The organism is Citrobacter sp. Cb023, from assembly GCF_030336805.1.
Lineage (GTDB): Bacteria > Pseudomonadota > Gammaproteobacteria > Enterobacterales > Enterobacteriaceae > Citrobacter > Citrobacter braakii.
The window spans coordinates 36,028-54,899 of the sequence record NZ_JAOWCV010000020.1 but is presented as its reverse complement, the minus strand read 5'-3'; the positions used below and the strand labels follow the sequence as shown (position 1 = coordinate 54,899).

General features: G+C 53.8%; 18 protein-coding genes. 5 read left to right on the top strand and 13 right to left on the bottom strand.

The window, feature by feature from the left end; translation table 11 throughout:
* Positions 1–61 precede the first annotated feature (61 nt).
* On the top strand, positions 62–343 hold the full coding sequence (locus OGW44_RS00960; RefSeq protein ID WP_016155360.1) for a YjcB family protein: 282 nt from the start codon (positions 62–64) through the stop codon (positions 341–343).
* A 66-nt stretch (positions 344–409) separates the two neighbouring features.
* On the opposite strand, the gene ssb1 is transcribed toward OGW44_RS00960, so the two are convergent.
* Positions 410–937 carry a single-stranded DNA-binding protein SSB1 gene (ssb1, locus tag OGW44_RS00955; RefSeq protein ID WP_016155359.1) on the bottom strand — a complete coding sequence of 176 codons (528 nt, stop codon included), beginning with the start codon at positions 935–937 and terminating at the stop codon, positions 410–412.
* Between the two features lie 251 nt (positions 938–1,188).
* On the opposite strand from ssb1, the gene uvrA reads away from it, so the two are divergent.
* A complete protein-coding gene (uvrA, locus tag OGW44_RS00950) occupies positions 1,189–4,011 on the top strand; it encodes an excinuclease ABC subunit UvrA (RefSeq protein WP_016155358.1) in 2,823 nt (940 codons plus the stop codon).
* 94 nt (positions 4,012–4,105) lie between these two features.
* Here the strand turns inward: uvrA and OGW44_RS00945 are convergent, their stop codons facing one another.
* The 5 genes from OGW44_RS00945 to dnaB all read right to left on the bottom strand — a co-directional run bounded on the left by OGW44_RS00945 (position 4,106) and on the right by dnaB (position 9,417).
* Positions 4,106–4,462, bottom strand: a complete 357-nt coding sequence (locus OGW44_RS00945; RefSeq protein WP_016155357.1) for an MmcQ/YjbR family DNA-binding protein — start codon at positions 4,460–4,462, stop codon at positions 4,106–4,108.
* Between the two features lie 126 nt (positions 4,463–4,588).
* Positions 4,589–5,302, bottom strand: coding sequence for an acid phosphatase AphA (gene aphA / locus OGW44_RS00940; RefSeq protein WP_003826615.1), 714 nt, complete (start codon positions 5,300–5,302; stop codon positions 4,589–4,591).
* Between the two features lie 249 nt (positions 5,303–5,551).
* Entirely contained in the window at positions 5,552–6,745 is a 1,194-nt protein-coding gene (tyrB, locus tag OGW44_RS00935; RefSeq protein ID WP_185655055.1) for an aromatic amino acid transaminase, read from the bottom strand.
* Positions 6,746–6,874: 129 nt separating this feature from the next.
* Positions 6,875–7,954 carry an alanine racemase gene (gene alr / locus OGW44_RS00930; protein WP_016155354.1) on the bottom strand — a complete coding sequence of 360 codons (1,080 nt, stop codon included), beginning with the start codon at positions 7,952–7,954 and terminating at the stop codon, positions 6,875–6,877.
* A gap of 47 nt (positions 7,955–8,001) precedes the next feature.
* Positions 8,002–9,417: a replicative DNA helicase gene (dnaB, locus tag OGW44_RS00925; protein ID WP_003826610.1), complete on the bottom strand. Its 1,416-nt coding sequence runs from the start codon at positions 9,415–9,417 to the stop codon at positions 8,002–8,004.
* Positions 9,418–9,481: 64 nt separating this feature from the next.
* Between dnaB and OGW44_RS00920 the strand changes: the two genes are divergently transcribed.
* On the top strand, positions 9,482–10,465 hold the full coding sequence (locus OGW44_RS00920; RefSeq protein WP_016155445.1) for a quinone oxidoreductase: 984 nt from the start codon (positions 9,482–9,484) through the stop codon (positions 10,463–10,465).
* A 232-nt stretch (positions 10,466–10,697) separates the two neighbouring features.
* Here the strand turns inward: OGW44_RS00920 and pspG are convergent, their stop codons facing one another.
* The 3 genes from pspG to OGW44_RS00905 all read right to left on the bottom strand — a co-directional run bounded on the left by pspG (position 10,698) and on the right by OGW44_RS00905 (position 12,668).
* Positions 10,698–10,940: an envelope stress response protein PspG gene (gene pspG / locus OGW44_RS00915; RefSeq protein WP_016155352.1), complete on the bottom strand. Its 243-nt coding sequence runs from the start codon at positions 10,938–10,940 to the stop codon at positions 10,698–10,700.
* Between the two features lie 133 nt (positions 10,941–11,073).
* Positions 11,074–12,072, bottom strand: coding sequence for a tRNA dihydrouridine(20/20a) synthase DusA (gene dusA / locus OGW44_RS00910; RefSeq protein ID WP_016155444.1), 999 nt, complete (start codon positions 12,070–12,072; stop codon positions 11,074–11,076).
* A 107-nt stretch (positions 12,073–12,179) separates the two neighbouring features.
* Positions 12,180–12,668, bottom strand: a complete 489-nt coding sequence (locus OGW44_RS00905) for a cupin domain-containing protein (protein WP_016155350.1) — start codon at positions 12,666–12,668, stop codon at positions 12,180–12,182.
* Positions 12,669–12,783: 115 nt separating this feature from the next.
* On the opposite strand from OGW44_RS00905, the gene zur reads away from it, so the two are divergent.
* Complete coding sequence (gene zur, locus OGW44_RS00900; protein ID WP_003031709.1) at positions 12,784–13,302, top strand: zinc uptake transcriptional repressor Zur; 519 nt, start codon at positions 12,784–12,786, stop codon at positions 13,300–13,302.
* 48 nt (positions 13,303–13,350) lie between these two features.
* Here zur and OGW44_RS00895 read toward each other — a convergent pair whose 3' ends face one another.
* The 4 genes from OGW44_RS00895 to OGW44_RS00880 form a co-directional block, all read right to left on the bottom strand.
* Positions 13,351–13,560, bottom strand: a complete 210-nt coding sequence (locus tag OGW44_RS00895; RefSeq protein ID WP_019077869.1) for a CsbD family protein — start codon at positions 13,558–13,560, stop codon at positions 13,351–13,353.
* Between the two features lie 135 nt (positions 13,561–13,695).
* Entirely contained in the window at positions 13,696–15,015 is a 1,320-nt protein-coding gene (gene dinF, locus OGW44_RS00890) for an MATE family efflux transporter DinF (protein WP_185655025.1), read from the bottom strand.
* A gap of 134 nt (positions 15,016–15,149) precedes the next feature.
* The gene (gene lexA / locus OGW44_RS00885; RefSeq protein ID WP_003826596.1) at positions 15,150–15,758 is read right to left on the bottom strand and encodes a transcriptional repressor LexA; all 609 of its coding nucleotides are present in this window, start codon (positions 15,756–15,758) and stop codon (positions 15,150–15,152) included.
* Positions 15,759–15,867: 109 nt separating this feature from the next.
* Positions 15,868–16,236 carry a diacylglycerol kinase gene (locus OGW44_RS00880; RefSeq protein ID WP_003826594.1) on the bottom strand — a complete coding sequence of 123 codons (369 nt, stop codon included), beginning with the start codon at positions 16,234–16,236 and terminating at the stop codon, positions 15,868–15,870.
* Positions 16,237–16,407: 171 nt separating this feature from the next.
* Here OGW44_RS00880 and plsB point away from each other — a divergent pair, with 171 nt between their 5' ends.
* Positions 16,408–18,828 (top strand): glycerol-3-phosphate 1-O-acyltransferase PlsB, encoded by a 2,421-nt coding sequence (gene plsB / locus OGW44_RS00875; protein ID WP_047415519.1) that lies wholly within the window; start codon positions 16,408–16,410, stop codon positions 18,826–18,828.
* Positions 18,829–18,872 lie beyond the last annotated feature (44 nt).

Below are 18,872 nucleotides of genomic sequence, written 5' to 3'. Positions count from 1 at the left end.
ACACCCTCGGTGAACACCCCCGCGCTGTCCTGGGCATCCAGACTTTCTGAGGACGTTTTTCATGGCAACGATAACAACTGGCGTGGTTCTTCTGCGGTGGCAATTACTCAGTGCAGTGCTGATGTTTTTAGCCAGTACGCTTAATATCCGTTTTCGTAAATCAGATTATATTGGCCTGGCCGTCATTAGCAGCGGTTTAGGGCTGGTTTTTGCCTGCTGGTTTGCGACCGGATTACTCGGCATAACCCTGGTGGATATGTCCGCAATCTGGAAGAACATTGAAACCGTAATGGTTGAAGTGATGAGTCATACACCGCCAGACTGGCCGATGGTGTTGAACTGATAACAGAATTGCATATGGCTACCCCAGTTCTGAGGTAGCCATAATTTTCAGCGAAAAGCAGAAGGATTAGAACGGAATATCGTCGTCGAAATCCATCGGCGGCTCATTAGACGGCGCTGCCGGAGCCGACTGCTGCTGCGGGCGAGACTGCGCGCCGCCGCTGAACTGATTGCCACCTTGCGGCTGCTGAGGCTGACCCCAACCACCCTGCTGCTGGCCGCCACCTGCCGGAGCCCCACCACCCTGACGACCGCCCAGCATTTGCATGGTGCCGCCAACGTTAACCACAACTTCGGTGGTGTACTTTTCTACGCCGGATTGATCGGTCCATTTGCGGGTACGCAGCTGACCTTCGATATAGACCTGGGAACCTTTACGCAGATATTCGCTGGCAACTTCCGCCAGTTTGCCGAACAGCACCACACGGTGCCATTCAGTCTGCTCTTTCATTTCGCCGGTCGCTTTATCACGCCAGGATTCGGAAGTAGCCAGCGTAATGTTGGCAACTGCGCCACCATTCGGCATATAGCGTACTTCCGGGTCCTGGCCCAGATTACCGACGAGAATCACCTTGTTTACGCCTCTGCTGGCCATGATCGTGTCTCCTGAAAAACGTTACTGAATAAGTGTAAGCGCGGGATTGTAGCATTTCCAATAGCGCTTTTACTACGTTGCGAGATCGATTCCAGTAAACAACCCCAGACAGACATTGTTGCACAGGCATCTGCGTTTTGCATTCCAATACTGTATATCCATTCAGGTCAGGTTGTGTCATAATTAACCGTTTGTGATCGCCGGTAGCACCATGCAGCCAGGCAAAAAAGCGTTTAATCCGGGAAAGATGAATGGATAAGATCGAAGTTCGGGGCGCCCGCACCCATAATCTCAAAAACATCAACCTCGTCATCCCGCGCGACAAGCTGATTGTCGTCACCGGGCTTTCGGGCTCAGGCAAATCTTCGCTCGCTTTCGACACCTTGTATGCCGAAGGGCAGCGTCGTTACGTTGAATCCCTTTCCGCGTACGCGCGTCAGTTTCTGTCGCTGATGGAAAAGCCGGATGTCGACCACATTGAGGGGCTGTCTCCCGCCATCTCAATTGAACAAAAATCGACATCCCACAACCCGCGATCCACGGTAGGTACGATTACCGAAATTCACGACTATCTGCGTCTGCTGTTTGCCCGCGTTGGCGAACCGCGCTGCCCGGATCACGATGTTCCCCTGGCGGCCCAGACCGTTAGCCAGATGGTGGACAACGTTCTGTCGCAGCCGGAAGGCAAACGTCTGATGCTGCTGGCGCCGGTGATTAAAGAGCGTAAAGGCGAGCATACTAAAACGCTGGAAAACCTGGCAGGCCAGGGTTATATCCGCGCCCGTATCGACGGTGAAGTGTGCGACCTTTCCGATCCGCCCAAGCTTGAACTGCAAAAGAAACACACTATTGAAGTGGTGATTGACCGCTTTAAAGTACGCGACGATCTCACCCAGCGACTGGCTGAATCCTTTGAAACCGCGCTGGAACTGTCCGGTGGTACGGCGGTGGTCGCCGATATGGACGATCCGAAAGCGGAAGAGTTGCTGTTCTCCGCCAACTTCGCCTGTCCGATCTGCGGCTACAGCATGCGCGAGCTGGAACCACGTCTGTTCTCGTTCAATAACCCAGCGGGTGCATGCCCGACCTGTGACGGTCTCGGCGTGCAGCAGTATTTCGATCCTGACCGGGTGATCCAAAATCCGGAACTGTCGCTGGCCGGTGGTGCTATCCGCGGCTGGGATCGCCGTAACTTCTATTACTTCCAGATGCTTAAGTCACTGGCGGAACACTATAAATTCGACGTCGAAGCCCCATGGGCCAGCCTGAACCCTGCCGTGCATAAAGTGGTGCTGTACGGTTCCGGTAAAGAGAATATCGAATTTAAATACATGAACGATCGCGGCGATACGTCCGTACGCCGCCATCCGTTCGAAGGCGTATTGCACAATATGGAGCGCCGTTATAAAGAGACGGAATCCAGCGCGGTACGTGAAGAATTAGCCAAGTTCATTAGCAACCGACCGTGCGCCAGCTGTGAGGGGACGCGTTTACGCCGGGAAGCCCGCCACGTATTTGTCGAAAATACGCCGCTGCCCGCGATTTCCGACATGAGCATCGGTCACGCCATGGATTTCTTCAACAACCTGAAGCTTGCGGGTCAGCGAGCGAAGATTGCAGAGAAAATTCTCAAAGAGATTGGCGATCGTCTGAAGTTCCTGGTCAACGTCGGCCTCAACTATCTGACGCTGTCGCGTTCAGCAGAAACGCTCTCCGGCGGCGAAGCCCAGCGTATTCGTCTGGCAAGCCAGATCGGCGCAGGTCTGGTCGGCGTAATGTACGTGCTGGATGAACCGTCTATCGGTCTGCATCAGCGCGATAACGAGCGTCTGTTGGGTACGCTTATCCACCTGCGTAATCTGGGCAATACCGTCATTGTGGTTGAGCACGATGAAGACGCGATTCGCGCCGCTGACCACGTTATCGACATTGGCCCTGGCGCGGGCGTTCACGGCGGCCAGGTGGTTGCCGAAGGTACGCTAAAAGATATCATGGCCGTGCCTGAGTCGCTGACCGGCCAGTACATGAGCGGTAAGCGCAAGATTGAAGTGCCGAAACAGCGCGTGGCGGCAGACCCGGAAAAAGTGTTGAAGCTGACCGGCGCGCGCGGTAACAACCTGAAAGATGTCACCCTGACGCTGCCGGTTGGTTTATTTACCTGCATTACCGGTGTTTCCGGTTCGGGTAAATCGACGCTGATTAACGACACGCTGTTCCCGATTGCACAGACGGCGCTGAACGGCGCCACGCTGGCTGAACCCGCGCCATATCGTGATGTTCAGGGCCTGGAACATTTCGACAAAGTGATCGACATTGACCAAAGCCCGATTGGCCGTACGCCGCGCTCTAACCCGGCAACCTACACCGGCGTGTTTACGCCAGTGCGCGAACTGTTTGCCGGCGTGCCGGAGTCGCGTGCGCGCGGTTATACTCCGGGTCGTTTCAGCTTTAACGTCCGCGGCGGACGCTGTGAAGCTTGTCAGGGCGACGGCGTGATCAAAGTCGAAATGCACTTCCTGCCGGATATCTACGTGCCGTGCGATCAGTGTAAAGGCAAGCGCTATAACCGCGAAACACTGGAGATTAAGTACAAGGGCAAGACTATCCACGAAGTGCTGGATATGACGATTGAAGAAGCGCGTGAGTTCTTCGATGCCGTTCCGGCGCTGGCGCGTAAGCTGCAAACGCTGATGGACGTGGGTCTGACGTACATTCGACTGGGTCAGTCCGCCACCACGCTCTCGGGCGGTGAAGCGCAGCGCGTGAAGCTGGCGCGTGAACTGTCCAAACGCGGTACCGGTCAAACGCTGTATATTCTCGACGAACCGACCACCGGTCTGCATTTTGCGGATATTCAGCAACTGCTGGACGTGCTGCATCAACTCCGGGATCAGGGCAACACCATCGTAGTGATTGAGCACAATCTGGACGTGATAAAAACCGCTGACTGGATTGTCGATCTCGGTCCGGAAGGCGGCAGCGGCGGCGGGGAAATTCTGGTTTCAGGCACACCAGAAACGGTCGCTGAGTGTGAAGCCTCACACACGGCCCGTTTCCTCAAACCACTGTTGTAATCATGCCGATGGCGCTACGCTTATCAGGCCTACAAAATATGCATAATTGCTTGTAGGCCGGATAAGGCGCTGGCGCCTCATTGCGGAAAACAGATCAGGACTGCGCCAGTATCCGGCGTTTATCTTCCGGCAGCGTGTTTACGGCCTGCTGATAAGAGGCGTCTACCAGGTAGTAGATTTGTGAATCCGGCAGCGAGCCGTCCAGATACACCGTACTCCAGTGCGCCTTATTGAGATGCCGGCTTGGCCGTACATCGCTATGCTGCTGACGTAACAACTCTGCCAGTTCCGGGCTGGTTTTCAGTGACACCGCCGGGCGTTCTTCCACCTCTTTTACCATGGCAAAAAGCACATCTTCGACTTTGATTTGTGTGGCCTTCCAGTCACTGTGTACGCTCTGCTCGGCGCCCATTTTTGCCATGCAGTATTGCAGCAACTCCGAATTTGTCATCTTAATTCCCCTTACCAGCATATTGCCTAATGAGAACATCTTTTATTCAGTGTGCAGCAAGTCCGCAAAAGGTAAAAGCAGGTAACGCAAATTTGTTTAAAAAAACAACAACCGCAAGCAACGTCCTCAATACTCCGAGTTGACGATCACCTCTTCACCAAACGCGCCGGCCTGTGGTAACGGTTTATAAGTGGAGTTAGAAGCGCGTAAAATACGAATACCGCGAATACCCACATCTCGGGCGGCGGTAATGTCATTATCAGAGTCGCCGTAGAACATGCGGATATTTTTATCCTGCAGCCACTGCGTTTTCGTATTCTGACCCGGCTTATCACCGGCAAAAATTACCGGGTTCATATTGCCGGCCGGGATGTGAAAGTTATCGGACAGCGTTTTCGACACCGTTTCGGTCTTCGTCTGGCTACGCCCGGTTACGAAAAAGATGCTGTCGCCGCGACGCACGTGCATATCAATCAACTGACGCGCCACTTCTTTCGGAATGCTGAATTCGTCCCAGCCATTGTTCATTTTTTCCCAGAAGGCCGGATTTTTCAGGTAATCCTCACTGTCCGGAGAATACGTTTTTTTTCCGCGCCAGAAGCCTGGGCTGGAAAAGAGGACGGTGTCATCGATATCAAACCCGACGGCCATCGGCGGGCGTCCGGTCAGGCTGTTTTCAATTTGTGCCACGGAGACCCAGTGAATGGGTGCCTGCTCAGCGAGTTTTGCAACGTTGGTGCCTGGATTAAGCTGAGAGGGAGAGGAAACTAACGCCTGGGCCGGCTGATTTAGCGTGAACAATAAACACACGGCACTCAGTGCCAACGTAAACTTGCGCATATTTTTCCCTAAGTAGTCAGTTAGTTATCATTTTTTTATTAACAACTGGTCAAAAAACTATCTGACCTTACCCCTTAGGGGGAGGGAAAGGAAGGATTTTCTCTGGTTTTGTCCTGGAAAAAGAGCATGATCACATTGGAAAACAGACCAATAGCACGGTGAAAGAAAGTAGGCCGGATAAGGTGATTACACCTCTATCCGGCAATACAATGCCTGATGGCGCGACGCTTATCAGGCCTAAAAACCCGGTTACATGACGGCGGCAAATGCCTTCGCCACGCGTTGCACGTTACTGTGATTTAACCCGGCCACGCACATACGACCGCTGGCTATCAGGTACACACCGAACTCATCGCGCAGGCGATCGACCTGAGCAGCGCTGAGCCCGGTATAGCTGAACATCCCGCGCTGTTGCAGCAGGTAATCAAAGTTACGACCAGGGATCTCCGCATTCAATACGTTAACCAGCGCCTGGCGCATCGCCAGAATACGGGTACGCATCTCTTCGACTTCCGCCAGCCAGCTGGCTTTCAGCGCGTCATCACCCAACACTGCGGCCACAACCTGCGCACCAAAGTTTGGCGGGCTGGAATAGTTACGACGCACCGTCGCTTTTAGCTGCCCCAGAACGCGGCTGGCGGCATCAGCGTCTTCACAGACCACTGAAAGTCCGCCAACACGTTCGCCGTACAAAGAGAAAATCTTCGAGAATGAGTTGCTGACCAGTGCAGGTAATCCGGCGCTGGCAATGGCGCGGATCGCGTAGGCATCGTCTTCCATTCCGCCGCCGAAACCCTGGTAAGCAATATCCAGGAACGGGATCAGATCGCGAGCTTTCAGGATCTCAATGACACCATCCCACTGCGCGGGGGTTAAATCCGCACCCGTCGGGTTATGGCAGCATGGATGCAGCAGTACGATGCTGCGCGCCGGTAAGGTGTTCAGCGTGGCCAGCAGGTCGTTGACACGCACGCCATTGGTGGTGTCGTCATACCAGGGGTAAGTACTTACTTCGAATCCAGCACCTTCAAAAATCGCGATGTGGTTTTCCCAGGTCGGATCGCTGACCCACACGCCAGAATCAGGGAAATAGCGTTTCAGGAAGTCTGCGCCAACCTTTAGCGCACCGGAGCCGCCCAGCGTCTGAATCGTTGCGACGCGCTGCTGCTGGAGAACCGGATGCTCTGCGCCAAACAGCAGCGGCGCAATAGTATGGCGATAAGTGTTCAGGCCTTCCATCGGCAGATACAGCGAAGCGCCATGCGGTTTGGCATTCAGTCGGGCTTCCGCTTCTGCCACCGCTTTAAGCTGAGGAATAATGCCGTCTTCGTTGTAGTACAGACCGATGCTGAGGTTCACTTTGTCGCTACGTGCATCGTCTTTGAAACGCTCCATGAGCGATAAAATCGGGTCGCCAGCGTAGGCGTCAACTTTTTGAAACACGTGTGGTTCTCCAGGTTTACAGGCAGGGGTTAAGAACACAATAAACCGGAAGCGGGAGAAGATCGAGAGGATGTTGAGAGGAATATTGCCGGATGGCGGCGTAACCGCCTTATCCGGCACATCATGAACTTAATCGATGTACTTCATTGCCACCCTTGAGGTCAGGCGCGTGATAAGTTCGTAAGCACTTACTTTCGTCATTTCAGCAATGCGTTCAACGGGCAGGCCTTCACCCCACAGGATAACCGAATCGCCGGCTTTGTCCTGCGCCTCGGGACCTAAATCGACGCAAATCATATCCATCGCGACGCGACCGACGATCGGCACTTCACGGCCATTGACCAGTACCGGTGTCCCAGACGGCGCAGCGCGCGGATAACCATCGCCATAGCCCATCGCCACCACGCCCAGACGCGTGTCGCGCTCGCTCAGCCAGGTTCCACCATAGCCAACCGGCTCGCCCGCTTTGTGTTCACGCACCGCAATCAGGCTGGAAGTGAGCGACATCACCGGCTGGCAGCCAAAATCGGCACCGATAGAGTGGTTTTCCAACGGCGATACGCCATACAGAATCAGCCCCGGACGCGCCCAGTCGAAGTGAGACTGCGGCCACAGCAGAATACCACCCGACGCGGCGATCGAACGTTGACCCGGTTTGCCTGCGCAAAAGCTATTGAAGATATCGAGCTGCTTTTCGGTCGCGCCGCACTCAGGCTCGTCCGCGCGCGCAAAGTGGCTGACGATATTGACCGGCTGGCGCACGTTTTCGCATTGCGTCAAGCGCTGATAAAACGCCTCGGCCTGCTCCGGACGCACGCCCAGGCGGTGCATTCCCGTGTCGAGCTTCATCCAGACGGTGACCGGTTCAGCCAGTACCGCGGCTTCCAGAGCTTCAAGCTGCTCCTGGTTGTGGACGGCAGTATGCAGACGCTGCGCGGAGATAGTCGGCAGATCGGAAGCATCAAAAAATCCTTCCAGCAGCAGGATGGGCTGCGTGATCCCTCCCGCTCGCAACCGCAGGGCTTCTTCAAGACGAGCGACACCAAAAGCGTCCGCATCGGGGAGCGTTCGCGCGGTCTCTAACAGACCATGGCCGTAAGCGTTCGCTTTCACGACCGCAACCAGTTTACTGGCTGGAGCCAGTTCACGCAGACGTTGCAGGTTGTGTCGCAGAGCGCGGCGGTTAATGACTACAGTTGCCGCTTGCATTTGTATTCCTTGATAAGTATTTGCTTGAGTAACCTGATTCAGTGTTGTTATTCGTCGTCGTACTGCGGGCCAGCATAGTTATCGAAGCGCGACCACTGACCGTTAAACGTCAGGCGCACCGTACCGATCGGACCATTACGCTGTTTACCGATAATGATCTCGGCGATGCCTTTCAAGTCGCTGTTTTCGTGATAAACCTCATCACGATAGATAAACATGATTAAGTCGGCATCCTGCTCGATGGAGCCGGACTCACGCAGATCCGAGTTGACCGGACGCTTATCGGCGCGTTGTTCCAGAGAGCGGTTAAGCTGCGACAGCGCCACCACCGGCACATGCAGTTCTTTCGCTAACGCTTTCAGCGAGCGGGAAATTTCAGCAATTTCCAGCGTACGATTGTCGGAGAGCGACGGCACGCGCATCAGCTGCAGGTAGTCGATCATGATAAGTCCGATACCACCGTGTTCGCGGGCGATACGACGGGCACGTGAGCGCACTTCCGTTGGCGTCAGGCCGGAGGAGTCATCAATATAGATGTTTCGTTTCTCCAGCAAAATACCCATTGTTCCGGAAATTCGCGCCCAGTCTTCATCATCCAGTTGACCGGTACGGATTTTGGTTTGGTCTACACGTGAGAGTGAGGCCAGGGAACGCATCATGATCTGTTCTGAGGGCATTTCAAGACTAAAGATAAGAACCGGCTTATCTTGCAACATCGCCGCATTTTCGACGAGGTTCATTGCAAATGTCGTTTTACCCATCGACGGACGCGCGGCGACGATAATTAAGTCTGACGGCTGCAAACCAGCAGTCTTTTTATTGAGGTCGTCATAACCGGTGTTGACCCCGGTGACACCATCGTGTGGCTGCTGGAACAGCTGTTCGATACGCGCGACGGTAGCGTCGAGCACATCGGTAATATTTTTCGGACCTTCGTCTTTATTGGCGCGACTTTCAGCAATTTTAAAGACGCGGGATTCCGCGAGGTCCAGCAGATCTTCACTGGAACGGCCTTGCGGATCAAACCCGGCTTCCGCGATCTCGTTCGCCACCGAAATCATGTCACGAACAACGGCACGTTCGCGGACAATATCCGCATAGGCACTAATGTTCGCTGCACTTGGCGTATTTTTAGATAACTCAGCCAGGTAAGCAAAACCGCCGACGCTGTCCAGTTGCCCCTGAACTTCCAGCGATTCTGCAAGCGTGATCAGATCGATGGGTTTTCCCATCTCCTGCAGGCGATGCATTTCGGTGAAGATGTGCCGGTGCGGTCGGGTATAAAAATCTTCCGCCACCACACGCTCAGCCACATCGTCCCAGCGCTCGTTATCCAGCATTAAACCGCCCAACACCGACTGTTCCGCTTCAATCGAGTGCGGCGGTACTTTCAGCCCGGCGACCTGGGGATCGCGCTCACGAGCATCAGTCTGTTGTTTGTTGAAGGGTTTATTTCCTGCCATAGTGAATGGAGTTACCGAGATAATGATTGGGTCGAAAGATTACCACATTTCTTTTGGAGGAAGCATGGCAACACGTATTGAATTTCACAAGCATGGTGGCCCTGATGTACTCAAGGCTGTGGAGTTTACGCCCGTAGACCCGGCGGAAAATGAAATCCAGGTCGAGAACAAAGCGATTGGGATCAACTATATCGACACCTATATCCGCAGTGGTCTTTATCCGCCGCCTTCTCTGCCCAGCGGTCTGGGTACCGAAGCCGCAGGCGTGGTCAGTAAAGTCGGTAGCAAAGTGACGCACATTAAAGCCGGCGATCGCGTGGTTTACGCGCAGTCTCCCCTGGGCGCCTACAGCTCAGTGCATAACGTCCCGGCTGATAAAACCGCTATTTTGCCCAACGCTATCTCGTTTGAACAAGCTGCAGCCTCATTTCTTAAAGGGCTCACCGTTTTTTATCTGTTGCGTAAGACCTATGAAATTCAGCCCGATGAACCATTTTTGTTCCATGCGGCAGCAGGCGGCGTCGGTATGATTGCCTGCCAGTGGGCAAAAGCATTGGGTGCGAAGCTGATTGGCACCGTCGGTAATGCGCAAAAAGCGCAAATTGCGCTGCAGGCCGGCGCATGGCAGGTCATTAACTATCGTGAAGAGAGCATTGTAGAACGTGTAAAAGAGATCACTGGCGGTAAAAAAGTGCGGGTGGTGTATGACTCGGTGGGGAAAGATACCTGGGAAGCCTCACTGGATTGCCTGCAGCGCCGGGGGCTCATGGTCAGCTTTGGTAATGCTTCCGGACCGGTGACTGGCGTTAACTTAGGCATTCTGAATCAGAAAGGTTCGCTGTACGTGACTCGCCCTTCACTCCAGGGTTACATCACCAACCACCATGAATTAACCGAAGCCAGCAATGAGCTTTTCTCGCTGATTGCCAGCGGAGTGATCAAAGTGGATGTCGCACCGGGCCAGACGTTCGCACTGCACGACGCGCAGCGTGCTCATGAAGTGCTGGAAAGCCGGGCCACACAGGGGTCGAGTTTGTTGATCCCGTAACGCCCTCATTTCCGTTAAATAATTCAAGCCGCCAACAAACCTGCGGTTTGAATTATGAAGGGGGAAGAAAGAATTAGGGCTTCCCGTAGGAAGCCCTTTCTTTTTTTAGTTCGGCTGTATGTAGGGTACAGCTCGATGAATTCGTTAACCTGGCAATAGTGACAGATTTGATAATCAATTCCTATTTGCTTCTAAAGGCAATGTTGCAGGTTGTGACACACCGCTCAATACCTTAGTAAAATCGGCGGTTATTGCGCTGATACTGTGGGACTTTTGGCGCTTTTATCGCCTTGATAACCCACACCACGGCAACGGCCAATAACAGCCAGGGCAACAGTTTAATCATCAACGCAAATAGCCCGCCCAAAAACATCACCACAGTGGCTACCACCAATGCGGCCAGCACTCCCAGCAAAGATACGCCGGTGACCATCAGCATGATAAAAAATCCAATCACAAAAAGTAGTTCCAGCATGGCTCTCTCCCGAAATGAAATACTCTCCACAGCTTTACAAGAAACATGCCAAAATTAATATATTGATTTATAAAGCAAACGCCCCGCGACGAAGCGCAGGGCGTGGTGAAATTCACTAACTTTTGGCGAAAACTTAACGTTTGTCTGCCACCAGCTTCAGCGCATGTTCCAGAACCTCAATATCTGCCCCGGCTTTATGCGCATTTTCGCTCAGATAGCGACGCCACTGCCGTGCCCCTGGAATCCCCTGAAACAGTCCCAACATATGGCGCGTGACATGCCCCAAATAGGTTCCTTTACTCAGTTCACGCTCAATATACGGATACATCGCACGCACTACGGCGACCGGATCGGCATCTTCGCTAGTGACAGCAAAAATCTCGCGGTCAACGGACGCCAGAATGCCTGGGTTTTGATAAGCTTCGCGCCCCACCATCACGCCATCCATATGTTGCAGATGGATTTTCGCTTCTTCCAGCGATTTTATGCCACCGTTGATCGACATCGTCAGATGCGGAAAATCGCGCTTTAGCTGATAAACACGGTCATAATCCAGCGGTGGGATTTCGCGGTTTTCTTTCGGGCTTAGCCCGGACAGCCAGGCCTTGCGGGCGTGGATGATAAACATCTCACATTCACCGTTACCGGAGACCGTGTTGATGAAATCGCACAGGAATTCGTAGCTGTCCTGGTCATCAATACCGATACGGGTTTTCACCGTTACCGGAATCGATACCACATCGCGCATCGCTTTGACGCAATCAGCGACCAGTTGCGCATTCCCCATCAGACAGGCACCAAACATTCCATTCTGTACACGATCGGAAGGGCAACCCACGTTGAGGTTAATTTCGTCATAGCCCCGTTGTTCAGCAAGCTTTGCGCACTGCGCCAGCGCAGCCGGATCGCTCCCGCCCAGTTGCAAAGCGACCGGATGTTCTTCTTCGCTATACGCCAGATAATCGCCTTTACCATGAATGATCGCGCCGGTGGTTACCATCTCCGTGTAGAGCAGCGTCTGGCTGGACAGTAAGCGCAAAAAGTAGCGGCAATGTCTGTCCGTCCAGTCGAGCATCGGCGCGATAGAAAAACGATGAGCGGGAAAAGCGGTAGACTGAGATTCAGGCAGCATGGCGAATATTCAAGCATCCGGTTAAAAAAGGGGCGCTACTATAGCATAGACCGTTACGATAGTGAGCCACATCCTCGCAGTTCCCCCTCCCTGCTCCCCGACAAGCACTATTTACGCCCCGGTTTTCCGTCGTGAGATCCAAAAAACTGCGGCGGATGGTCGACCCAACGATCCTCACGCGTGGCGGCATAAACCGGATTAAGCGGATAATAAATACGATTGTATTTTTTGTTCGCCTCACCCACGACCAGCAGACGTACCTCTTCACTGGTGTTATTGATAAAGGTGTGACACACGCCGGTGCCCGCCGGGAAACCGACGCTGTCGCCCGGTTCCAGCTTCCATAAATAACCGTTAATCCAGGCTTCAGGATATCCTTCCAGCACATAGATAAACTCTTCCTCATCGCTTTCAGCGTGCGGATACGAGGTGCGTCGGCCCGGCGGCAGGCGCTCATGATGAATGCCGAGTCGCCCTAACCCCAGCTTGCGGGCAAGCGGCGCACCTATGGAAAACAGCTCATCGCTGTCGGGATAGGTGGAGTCATCAGCCCCCTCAACTTCACGCCAGTGACGAATACAATCGGGTCTTTTCATGATTATTTTCCAGTATTGCGATGGGTCAGGTATAGCACACCGCGGTGGATCTCGGTGTTTTAAACAGAACATGTTAAAGTAAGGGATTAACCTTGCACGCAAATCGAGGCGCCAAATGGACAAAACCACCACGCAGGAGTTATTGGCTCAAGCTGAAAAACTCTGTGCGCAACGCAACGTACGGCTTACGCCACAACGCCTCGAAGTGCTGCGCCTGATGAGCCTGCAGGAAGGCGCAATCAGCGCTTACGACCTACTTGACCTGTTGCGGGAAACCGAGCCGCAGGCCAAGCCGCCGACCGTGTATCGTGCGCTTGATTTTCTGCTGGAACAAGGGTTTGTGCACAAGGTGGAATCCACCAACAGCTATGTGCTTTGCCATCTGTTCGATCAGCCAACCCACAGTTCCGCAATGTTCATTTGCGACCGCTGTGGTGTGGTAAAAGAAGAGTGCGCGGAAGGCGTGGAAGACATCATGCATACGCTGGCAGCAAAAATGGGTTTTGCCCTGCGACATAACGTTATTGAAGCCCACGGACTGTGCCCGGCCTGTGTGGAGGTTGAGTCATGTCGTCACCCTGGCGAATGCCAGCATGACCATACGATTCAGGTGAAGAAGAAAGTTGGGCGTTAAGCGGGTGGGAGAGCGTACATCCTTGTACTCTCAGGAGGGAAGGGTTAATTACCAGCGGTAATCATTACGTTTTTCCCAATCGGTCACTTCTTTCTCCGCCTGATCTTTCGCGTAACCGTAACGCTCCTGGACTTTACCGACCAGTTGGTCACGTTTACCTTCAATGACCGTCATATCATCATCGGTCAGTTTGCCCCATTGCTCTTTCACTTTACCTTTAAACTGCTTCCAGTTACCGCCGACTTCGTCTTTATTCATCATCAAGTCCTCATCGTTAGGTTGTGAATAGCGAGAGTGCCATGTCCAGACACATGCTGTTTTTGCTGGACGTGAGAATAAGTGTAGTCAGGGATTCTGGGTTTTATTTACTATTCGGAATTTTTAACCATCCGCTCAGGCAAACCAGGTTCCATTACGCCAGTGACGCCGCCAGATAAAGGCCAGGGACAGCCCACGCAGCGCGAGAAAAACGGTTAACGCCAGCCACAAACCATGATTTCCCAGCAACGGTAAAGCCAGTAGCGTTAATGCGAACCCTGCTGCGGCAACGGCCATACTGTTGCGCATTTCTGCAGCCCGTGTCGCGCCAATAAACATACCGTCGAGCAGATAACACCACACCCCCACCAGCGGCAAAACCACCTGCCAGAAAAGATAGCGATCGGCCAAAAGTTGGATTTGCGGCAGCGAGGTCAGCAGCGCAACAATCTGCTCGCCAAACAGGGCATAAACCAGCGAAAACAGAATAGCCACAATACCGGACTGTCGACAGGCCGCCCGCCAGACATCAAGCAACTGGCTGCCATCCCTCGCCCCATAGGCCTGACCCGAATGCGCTTCCACGGCATAGGCAAATCCATCCAGCGCGTAGGCGGTAAACGTCAGCAGAGTCATCAGAACGGCGTTAACCGCGATGATATCGCCTCCCAAACGCGCGCCAAGAACCGTAATGGCCCCAAAGCAGAGCTGTAGCAGCAGAGAACGCAGCATGATGTCGCGGTTGAGCGCCAGCAAACGACGGAAGTTGCCACGCCACGCCAGCTTCAACATTGCCAGCGAAATTCCACGCATATGCAGGACTTTGCGTACCATCATCAGGCCAATCAGCAGCGTGGCATATTCGGCAATCACCGTCGCCAACGCCGCCCCCTGCACGTTCATATGCAGGCCCATTACCAGCCATAAATCGAGCACAATGTTGAGAATATTGCCGACAATCAACAGGATAACTGGCGCGCGCGCATACTGAACGCCAAGTAACCAGCCGAGCAGCACCAGATTCGCCAGCGATGCGGGTGCGCTTAACCAGCGGATTTCCAGGAAACGTCGGGCCTGCTCCAGTACCGCCTCACTTCCGCCGACAATATGCAGAGCCAGCTCGATAATCGGCGTCCGAAACAGTGCGATAAGCACCCCCGTGCCCAGCGCCAGCAATAGCGGCTGCACCAACGCGCGCGCCAGCGCCTGCGGATTTTTCGCGCCAAATGCCTGTGCGGTAAGGCCGGTGGTACTCATGCGCAAAAAAAGCAGCAGCATAAAGAGAAAGCTGGTCGCCGTGGCGCCAACAGCAACGCCGCCAAGATAGACCGGACTATCCAGATGACCAATCACCGCGGTATCCACCAGTCCCAACAGGGGAACGGTGATATTGGAGAAGATCATCGGTAAGGCGAGGTGCCAGAGTGCTTTATCAGAAGAGGTAAAGAAAGGCATACAGGAGAGCCTGAGAAGAAGTTAGATGTACTGAAAAAAGATGCTGTGTAGGCCCGGTAAGCGTAGCGCCACCGGGCAAGTTGCCGGATAGCGACATAAACGTCTTATCCGGGCTACAGGGAATCAACAGAAAATTACAGCCATTCACCGTTACGAATGACGCCTACCGCCAACCCTTCAATAGTGAAGTTTTGCTCGCGCAGGTCGACAACAATAGGTTTAAATTCGCTGTTTTCTGGCAGGAGTTCAACTTTGTTGCCCTGCTTTTTCAGGCGCTTAACGGTGACTTCGTCGTCGATACGGGCAACAACAACCTGACCGTTACGCACATCCTGAGTTTTATGCACAGCCAGTAAATCACCGTCCATAATACCGATGTCTTTCATCGACATACCGCTGACGCGCAGCAGAAAATCGGCGTTCGGTTTGAACAGTGAAGGATCGACCTGATAGTGGCCTTCGATGTGCTGCTGCGCCAGCAGTGGCTCGCCTGCAGCCACACGTCCGACAAGCGGTAACCCTTCTTCTTCTTCCTGCAGCAGTCGAATACCGCGCGATGCGCCGGATACAATTTCAAGGACGCCTTTACGCGCAAGCGCTTTCAGGTGTTCTTCAGCGGCGTTTGGGGAACGGAACCCCAAACGCTGCGCGATCTCCGCACGCGTCGGTGGCATACCTGTCTGGCTGATGTGATCCCTAATGAGATCAAACACCTCTTGCTGCCTGGCCGTTAACGCTTTCATTCCGCCCCCTGGGTGTATATACAGTTATGCTGTGAGTATATACAGCTAAAGGTGATTTTGGAACCGCAAACTGCACAAAAAACAGGAGATTTATGCAGTTGTGGAATCTTTATCGCAAATGCGACCACAACAGGATGCCCCAGGTGATCAGAGCGACAAAAATAGACAGCAATACCGCTGCCGAGCCCATATCTTTCGCCCGACCGGAAAGTTCGTGATACTCAGAGCCAATACGGTCAACCACCGCCTCAATCGCACTGTTGAGGATTTCAACGATCATCACCAGCATCACGGAACCAATCAACAGCACGCGGGTAATGGCGTCGACGTCCAGCCAGCAGGCGATGGCTACGCCCAACAGTACGGCAACGCTTTCCTGGCGGAATGCCGCCTCATTGATCCATGCGGCGCGAAAACCTTTCCAGGAATAGCCTGCAGCTTTGATAATTCGGGTGAATCCAGTGGTATTATTGGCCATCAAAAAGAACCTTTTTACATTATTAGCGTCAATGTCATTGTAACGTTACCCCGTTTGTTTCAGGGTGTGGCAAAGCAGCGCGAAGTATGACCGGATACACCAGAAATTCACTAAACTTTCTGATATCCTTGCAGCGCATTTGCATTATTAACCAGAGGCTTTACATCGTTTATGTCCGGCTGGCCACGAATTTACTACAAATTACTGAATTTACCATTAAGCGTCCTGGTAAAAAGCAAGTCTATTCCGGCAGAACCTGCCCCGGAATTGGGGCTCGATACTTCGCGTCCCATTATGTACGTCCTACCGTACAATTCAAAAGCAGACTTGCTGACGCTGCGTGCCCAATGTCTGGTGCACGATCTCCCGGATCCCCTGGAACCGCTGGAGATAGACGGAACTCTGCTGCCGCGCTACGTGTTTATTCACGGCGGCCCGCGCGTGTTCACCTATTACACGCCGAAAGAAGAGTCCATTAAGCTGTTCCATAACTATCTCGACTTGCATCGCAGCAATCCAGACCTGGATGTGCAAATGGTGCCGGTTTCGGTGATGTTTGGCCGTGCGCCTGGGCGTGAAAAAGGCGAGGTCAATCCGCCGCTGCGCATGCTGAACGGCGTACAGAAATTCTTTGCTGTGTCCTGGCTGGGTCGCGACAGTTTTGTCCGCTTCTCCCCGTCGGTCTCCCTGCGTCGCATGGCGGACGAACACGGTACGGATAAAATCATCGCTCAGAAGCTGGCTCGCGTGGCGCGCATGCACTTTGCTCGTCAGCGTCTGGCCGCAGTCGGCCCGCGCCTCCCTGCCCGCCAGGACCTGTTCAATAAGCTGCTGGCCTCAAAAGCTATCGCTCGCGCGGTAGAAGATGAAGCGCGCAGTAAAAAAATCTCCCACGAAAAAGCGCAGCAAAATGCCATTGCGCTGATGGAAGAAATTGCCGCCAACTTCTCCTACGAGATGATTCGTCTGACAGACCGTATTCTGGGCTTTACCTGGAACCGTCTGTATCAGGGGATTAACGTTCACAATGCGGAGCGTGTACGTCAGTTGGCGCACGATGGGCACGAAATCGTCTATGTTCCGTGCCACCGCAGCCATATGGACTATATGCTGCTGTCGTACGTTCTGTACCACCAGGGGCTGGTTCCGCCGCACATCGCTGCCGGTATCAACCTGAACTTCTGGCCAGCAGGTCCGATTTTCCGCCGTCTGGGCGCGTTCTTTATTCGTCGTACCTTCAAGGGCAACAAGCTCTATTCCACCGTTTTCCGCGAATACCTGGGCGAGTTGTTCAGCCGCGGCTACTCGGTTGAATACTTTGTCGAAGGAGGCCGTTCACGTACCGGGCGTCTGCTCGACCCGAAAACCGGCACGCTGTCGATGACCATTCAGGCGATGCTGCGCGGCGGTACGCGTCCGATTACCCTCGTCCCCATCTACATCGGCTACGAGCACGTAATGGAAGTGGGCACGTACGCGAAAGAGCTGCGTGGCGCGACGAAAGAGAAAGAGAGTCTGCCGCAAATGCTGCGTGGCTTGAGCAAGCTGCGTAATCTGGGTCAGGGGTATGTCAACTTTGGCGAACCGATGCCATTGATGACTTACCTCAACCAGCATGTACCGGAGTGGCGTGAATCGATCGATCCTATCGAGTCCATCCGCCCAGCCTGGCTGACGCCGACGGTGAATAACATTGCCGCCGATCTGATGGTACGCATTAACAATGCAGGCGCGGCCAATGCCATGAACCTGTGCTGTACCGCGCTGTTGGCCTCCCGCCAGCGCTCTCTGACCCGTGAGCAACTGACTGAACAGCTCGACTGCTATCTGAGTCTGCTGCGCAACGTGCCGTACGCGGCGGATTGTACGGTTCCTGCGCAGAGCGCCAGTGAATTGATCGACCACGCCTTACAGATGAATAAGTTTGAGGTCGAGAAAGACACCATCGGTGACATCATCATTCTGCCGCGCGAGCAGGCGGTATTGATGACGTATTACCGCAACAACATTGCGCATATGCTGGTTCTGCCTTCGTTAATGGCAGCCATTGTGACTCAGCATCGTCGTATTTCACGCGCCGCGCTACAGCAGCATATTGATGCGCTGTATCCGATGCTGAAAGCAGAGCTGTTCTTACGTTGGGAGCGTGATGAACTCACCGGAGTGATTGACGAACTGGCCAGCGAAATGCAGCGCCAGGGACTGATCACCCTGAACGATGACGAACTGCATATCAATCCGGCCCGCTCCCGTACGCTACAGCTGTTGGCGGCGGGTGCTCGCGAGACGTTGCAACGCTACGCCATTACCTTCTGGCTGCTGAGCGCGAACCCGTCTATCAACCGTGGCACGCTGGAGAAAGAGAGCCGCACCGTAGCGCAACGCCTCTCCGTACTGCACGGCATTAACGCGCCGGAATTCTTCGATAAAGCCGTGTTCAGCTCTCTGGTGCTGACGCTGCGTGACGAGGGATTCATCAGCGATACCGGAGATGCCGAACCGGAAGAGACGATGAAGATCTATCAGATGTTGGCCGAACTGGTCACGTCAGATGTACGTCTGACCATCGAGAGCGCCACACAGGGCGAGTAAGCATAAAAAAACCGGTCGAAATGAAATGACCGGTTTTTTATTTT